This is a genomic window from Chloroflexus sp., assembly GCF_056331925.1.
In genome coordinates, this window is record NZ_JBWGQH010000004.1 from 136099 (window position 1) to 142356 (window position 6258).

Genomic DNA, 6258 nt, shown 5'->3' on the forward strand with positions numbered 1-6258 from the left:
CGCCCCCAGATAGGACGAAGTATGCGCGATTTTCCGTTATTTCCCGATCAGGCGTCAACCTTTGCAACACAGGTTGACCAGCTCTACTTCTTTCTGGTGGCCCTGAGTCTACTGTTTGCCGGTGTGCTGCCGTTTGTCATTCTCTACCTGATTGTTCGCTATCATCGCAGTCAGAAAGTCGATCGCAGTAATCCGGTCCACTCGAATCTGAAACTGGAATTGACCTGGACCTTGATCCCACTGGCGCTGGTGATGCTGGTTTTCTTTTGGGGTGCGTTTTTATACGTGCAGATGCGTACCTTACCAGACCGCACCCTCGATGTCTACGTGATTGGCAAGCAGTGGATGTGGCATGTACAGCATCCGAACGGTAAGCGTGAGAACAATGAGTTGCACGTTCCGGTTGGTCAGCCGGTGAAGCTGATTATGACCTCACAAGATGTCATTCACAGCTTCTACATCCCGGCATTCCGTGTGAAACAAGATGTTCTGCCCGGACGCTACACAGTTATGTGGTTTGAGGCGACCAAGCCCGGTGAATACCATCTGTTCTGCGCCGAGTATTGTGGCACAGAGCACTCGCTCATGATCGGACGGGTGGTAGCTTTACCACTGGCCGATTACGAGCGTTGGCTGGCAACACCTGGCCCGGTGGTACTGCCTGATGGTACGATTGATACCGGTCAACCGGTGGTTGCGGTAACACCTGGCAATCCGATGGCAGCGGCGGGTGGTCAACTCTTCACCAGTCTTGGCTGCGCCGGATGTCATGTGATGGCCGGTGGTGGTGTGGGACCGAGCTTGCAAGGTCTCTACGGCGCGACCGAGAAATTGGCCGATGGTTCGACAGTTGTGGCTGATGAGAACTACTTGCGTGAGTCGATCCTCAACCCGAATGCGAAGATCGTTGCCGGCTATGCTGCTGTGATGCCGTCGTACCAAGGGCAGATTAGTGAAGATCAGCTTAACCAACTGATCGAGTATATTAAGTCACTCGCCAATACGGGGAATTGAGTATGAGCACTGTTTCACTTCCACAGACCAGCTACATCCGCGATACCTCACGGACTTTCACCGATTGGTTGAAGTCGTGGTTGTTGACGGTTGACCACAAGCGGATCGCCATCCTGTACCTGTTGTCGATCAACTTCTTTTTCCTCCTTGGCGGGTTGGCGGCGACATTAGTGCGGGTGGAGTTGATTACGCCGCAAGGTGATCTGATGTCGTCGGATGTCTATAATCGCGCCTTTACGCTGCACGGCGTGATTATGGTCTTCTTCTTCCTCATCCCGTCGATTCCGGCAGTGCTGGGTAACTTCTTGGTGCCGTTGATGATTGGCGCTCGCGATCTGGCCTTCCCGCGCCTCAACTTACTCAGTTGGTACTTGTACATGATCGGTGGCATCTTTGCCCTGATTGCGGCCGTCTTTGGCGGTGTTGATACCGGCTGGACGTTCTATACGCCATTTAGCTCGACCTACTCTAACTCCAACGTGGTGATGACGATCACCGGTGCGTTCATTATGGGCTTTTCGTCCATCCTGACCGGTTTGAATTTCATTGTTACCATCCATAAGATGCGCGCGCCCGGTCTGACGTGGTTCCGTCTACCGCTCTTTATTTGGGCCAACTACGCAACCAGTATCATTCAGATTCTGGCTACGCCAGTGTTGGGTATTGCACTGTTGCTGGTTGTGGTCGAACGGGTGTGGGGAGTTGGTGTTTTTGACCCGGCGCTCGGTGGCGATCCATTACTCTTCCAGCACCTGTTCTGGTTCTATTCGCACCCGGCGGTCTACATTATGATCTTGCCGGCGATGGGTGTTATCAGCGAGCTGATTAGCACTTTCTCGCGTAAGCGCATTTTCGGTTACGAATTCATTGCCTTCTCGAGCATTGCCATCGCGATCCTTGGCTTCCTTGTCTGGGGTCACCACATGTTTGTGAGCAGCCAGTCGGTGTACGCTGGACTGATCTTCTCTTTCATCACGATGCTGGTGGCGATCCCGTCAGCGATTAAGGTCTTTAACTGGACAGCAACCCTCTATAAGGGTTCGATTAGCTACCGAACGCCGATGCTCTACGCGCTCGGGTTTATCGGTTTATTCGTGATCGGTGGCCTAACCGGAATTTTCCTCGGTGTAACGGCGGTTGATCTCCACGTGACCGATACCTACTTCGTGGTGGCCCACTTCCACTACGTGATGGTGGGTGGGACGATTATGGCCTACTTGGGTGGTATCCACTTCTGGTGGCCGAAGATGACCGGTCGCATGTATAATGAAACGTGGGGTAGTATTGCCGCGTTGATCATCTTCGTTGGCTTCAACATGACCTTCTTCCCGCAGTTTATCCTCGGTTATCTGGGGATGCCGCGTCGCTACCACGTGTACCCACCGGAGTTCCAGATCCTGCACGTGATGAGTACGGCAGGGGCGAGTATTCTGGCGATTGGCTTTATCATACCGCTGATTTATCTCGGCATATCGTTGCGGAAGGGACGGATTGCCGGGGATAATCCGTGGGGAGCAACCGGCTTGGAGTGGAAGACATCGTCGCCACCGCCTACATTCAATTTCGATAAGACGCCAATCGTTACCGAAGAAGCCTATTCGTATCCACCAGATGCTGCCGAGCGTGATGCGGCGTCGTGGCGCCCTGGTTCGCCGCTGTAGTGCAGGCGGACTGCTGAGCAGAATGGCTTAGCGCGCTGCACCCCGTATAGCGTGCTCGTACATAACGGTTTGTGCGTTTGGTAAGCAAATATGGTGCATACGGTGTGAACGCACCGTTACCGATTTCGCTACGTTGGCAATTGGACGCAGAGGAGAGAGCGTTGGCAACGATCACACACGAAGAGGCGCATGTACACACACACAGCCACGGCCCCGAACTGCAACATCAGTTCGAGACGCCGGAGCAGCAGAAAGAGGCTGCTACGTTAGGCATGTGGGCCTTTCTCGTCACCGAAATAATGCTCTTCGGTGGTATCTTCATGGCCTACATCGTCTACCGTTGGGCTTTCCCTGAAGCATGGGAAGAGGCGGCAGCGCTGCTCAATACTCCGTTAGCTGCCGTCAATACGGTCGTTCTCCTAGTCAGTTCGTTGACGGTGGCACTGGCTGTCAATGCTGCCGAGGAAGGTAATAAGCGGCGACTGTTGACAATGCTGGTGTTGACGATGTTGCTCGGCGTAACCTTCCTTGTAATCAAGGGGTATGAGTACAGTGAGAAGTTTGCTCACTGCGCCGGCGCGAAAGATCCGATCAGTTGGATTACCGGTAGTGACTTACACGAGAGCCATGAATGTTTGGTGCCGGGTCGCGGGTTCATGTTTCCTGCCGAGCATGGTGCGTCGAGTGGCGGCCATGGCGCGACTGCAACCGGTCTGATGCAGTCCGGTCACCAACTTTTCTTCTTGTTGTACTTCTGCGCAACCGGCTTACACGCGATCCATATGTTCATTGGCTTGGGTGTGATGGGTACCATTACAGCTATGGCTTTGCGTAACAAGTTCTCGCCAACCTACTACACACCGGTTGAGATCGGTGGTTTGTATTGGCACCTGATCGATATTATTTGGGTTTTTCTCTTCCCACTTTTCTATCTGGTTTAGGAGGTCGGGATGGCCGAGCATCATGCACATTCGCACACGCATTACCACGGCGCTGGACATGCCCATATTTCGCGCGGTACTTACTATCGCGTCTTTGTAGCGCTGATGGTGCTCATGGTGTTGACTGTCGTAGCGTGGTGGGTTGAGAAGAATCTGATCACGATGCCGGGTTGGTTGGCCGTCACGATTGCGATGTCGATTGCTATTGCCAAGACGGTCTTGATCGTGATCTATTTTATGCATGTGAAAGTGAGTAGCCGGATCACACAGATTTATGCAGCAGGTGCGTTTGTCTGGCTATTGATCCTCTTCCTTATTACCATGGGGGATTATATTGCTCGTGGTTGGCCGCCACAGCCGGGGCCGTTACCGTAAGTTCTGACGATACATCGCCTAATCGAGAGGAGCAGGCTTAACGCCTGCCCTTTTTGTTGTCACCTTTACCCAAATATTGTTAACAACGCGGCAAGACTGGTCTGGGCAAGGCTGGGTAGGATAAGGTCGGCTGGCGGGAGGGGAATCTGCCGCGATACTGCGCCGGGTACAGCTACGACGGGGCAGCCGGCTGCGCGGGCGGCAAGGATACCGTTGGGCGAATCTTCTAGTACGAGACAGGCACTGGGTGGCACGCCGAGCCGGGTTGCTGCCGTCAAGAAAAGATCGGGTGCCGGTTTGGTCGCTGCGACATCATCAGCCGTTACGATTGCGGTAAAGGCGTGGTATACGTCGAGGCGGCGGAGCCAGCCTTCGACCCAACGCCGACTACTGCTACTGGCAACGGCGCACGGCAGACCGGCGGTATGTGCTTCGGCTAATAGTCCGGCTACACCGGGTAGGAGTGGTTGATCGGCGCTGAGAGCGTCTTTACGGGCTTGCCGACGGGCTAAAATAAGGTCACGCTCGGCAATAAGTTGTTCGGCTAGAAAAGGATCACGTTCCTGCACCAAAGCAACCAGATGGGCGTGGGCATCGAAGCCGGCATTGGCGCCAAGGGTAGTTGCCCAGTCATAGACGCTAAGTGTGACGCCGTACTCGGCATAGATCTCTTGCCAACTGTGCAGAGCTGGGGTTTCGGTATCGACCATCAGGCCGTCGAAATCGAAGATGAGGGCACGGATGGGCATGCGTTGGTTCCTTCGCAGATGGTGGGGCAAAGTGAACGGGTTGGCGTAGGTCGCTCACCTACGAACGCCACTCTTTGCCCTAATGCGATAAGCCATTGTCTCTCTTCGTTGGTTCCGTAACGGGTGACGTTTACGGAAAATTGTCTCACCGTTATCATACCATAGCCTTACATAATGATAGTGTTTGTAGGATTAGCGCACTGACCAGACCACAATGGTGAATGAGACATTGACTATCCTCTAGGGTCTCTCTACGTTCATAGCCATCTTCGCCAGAAACTGGCAATTGCATCTCTAGTCTGATGGCAAAGAGGTGGCGAGAAGATATGATCAACTGAGCGAGATCTGTTCCCAGAGGAGCGACGATCATGAGTAAGTTTGTTGAAATAGTACGGGTGCGACCGTTTGAGCACGATGACTCCGATTATGCTGCACTCGTGGCGATCGCCAACGCAGTGTTCCCCGATAATCACGAAACGGTCGACGAGATACGGCATTGGGATACAACTCGTCCTGCTCATTGCGTTCAGAGACGGTGGTTGGCCGAAGTGGATGGTACGATTGTAGCGGCGGCTGAGTATTTTCAACCCGCGTGGATGTACCACCCGCGCAAATTTTTCGTCAATGTGGCAGTGTTGCCGGTATGGCAGGGGCAAGGAATTGGTAGCTATTGTTATGATAAACTGATGCGCGACCTTACGGTGCAGTATCAGCCGTCGGAAGTACGGGCGAACTGCCGCGAAGATCAAACTCGCAGTGTGCGATTTCTCGCCGATCGGGGTTTTCGTGAAGAGATGCGGACGTGGGAATCGCGGCTCGATTTGCGCACGTTTGACCCAACCCCGTATGTTGATGCATTGGCGCGAGTCAGAGAACAAGGCTTCACTATCTGTACTTTGCGCGAGTGGCTTCACCGCTTGCCCGATGCTCGGCAGCGGCTCTATGAAGCAATGACAGAGATGCGCACTGATGTGCCTCAACCTGAACCGTTCACACCGGTTGATTTTGCGACGTGGGAACAGTCGGTATTGGGTAATCCGCATCTCTACCCAGAGGGGTACTTTCTGGCACTCGATGGTGATGAGATTGTAGCGACGAGCCAGCTCTGGAAGTATGCCGAACCTGACGTGTTGATGACAGGCATTACCGCTACCCGCCGGCGTTACCGGCGACGTGGACTGGCACTGGCGTTGAAGGTGCATGCACTGGCGTTTGCGAAGGCTGCCGGCTACCGCGAAGTACGTACTTACAACGCTACTACCAATCGGGCAATGTTGAGCATTAACGAGACGTTGGGCTTCGTCAAGCAACCGGCGTGGATTGAGTTTGTGAAGGTTATAGGGTGACGTTGGGGGAGTGTAGTATTGTGAGAACACACCGGCAGTGTGCCCTGGCGAGAACTCAACGCAAAGGCGCCAAGAGCGCCGAGGACGTAGCAATTGTGAGAACACACCGGCAGTGTGCCCTGGCGGGAACTCAACGCAAAGGCGCCAAGAGCGCCGAGGACGTAGCGATTGT

At 54.0% G+C, this 6258-nt stretch carries 6 protein-coding genes; 5 read left to right on the top strand and 1 reads right to left on the bottom strand.

Going from position 1 to position 6258, the window contains the following annotated elements; all coding sequences use genetic code 11:
- Positions 1 to 21 precede the first annotated feature (21 nt).
- From coxB to AC01ZF_RS03695, 4 genes are all read left to right on the top strand, one after another.
- The gene (coxB, locus tag AC01ZF_RS03680; protein WP_424675730.1) at positions 22 to 1014 is read left to right on the top strand and encodes a cytochrome c oxidase subunit II; all 993 of its coding nucleotides are present in this window, start codon (positions 22 to 24) and stop codon (positions 1012 to 1014) included.
- A 2-nt stretch (positions 1015 to 1016) separates the two neighbouring features.
- Positions 1017 to 2675, top strand: coding sequence for a cytochrome c oxidase subunit I (gene ctaD / locus AC01ZF_RS03685; RefSeq protein ID WP_424675731.1), 1659 nt, complete (start codon positions 1017 to 1019; stop codon positions 2673 to 2675).
- A gap of 161 nt (positions 2676 to 2836) precedes the next feature.
- Positions 2837 to 3616 (top strand): cytochrome c oxidase subunit 3, encoded by a 780-nt coding sequence (locus AC01ZF_RS03690; protein ID WP_424675732.1) that lies wholly within the window; start codon positions 2837 to 2839, stop codon positions 3614 to 3616.
- 9 nt (positions 3617 to 3625) lie between these two features.
- On the top strand, positions 3626 to 3991 hold the full coding sequence (locus AC01ZF_RS03695; protein WP_424675733.1) for a cytochrome C oxidase subunit IV family protein: 366 nt from the start codon (positions 3626 to 3628) through the stop codon (positions 3989 to 3991).
- A 65-nt stretch (positions 3992 to 4056) separates the two neighbouring features.
- Here AC01ZF_RS03695 and AC01ZF_RS03700 read toward each other — a convergent pair whose 3' ends face one another.
- The gene (locus AC01ZF_RS03700; protein ID WP_424675734.1) at positions 4057 to 4740 is read right to left on the bottom strand and encodes an HAD family hydrolase; all 684 of its coding nucleotides are present in this window, start codon (positions 4738 to 4740) and stop codon (positions 4057 to 4059) included.
- Between the two features lie 368 nt (positions 4741 to 5108).
- Here AC01ZF_RS03700 and AC01ZF_RS03705 point away from each other — a divergent pair, with 368 nt between their 5' ends.
- Positions 5109 to 6086: a GNAT family N-acetyltransferase gene (locus AC01ZF_RS03705; protein ID WP_424675735.1), complete on the top strand. Its 978-nt coding sequence runs from the start codon at positions 5109 to 5111 to the stop codon at positions 6084 to 6086.
- The last annotated feature ends 172 nt before the right edge of the window (positions 6087 to 6258 follow it).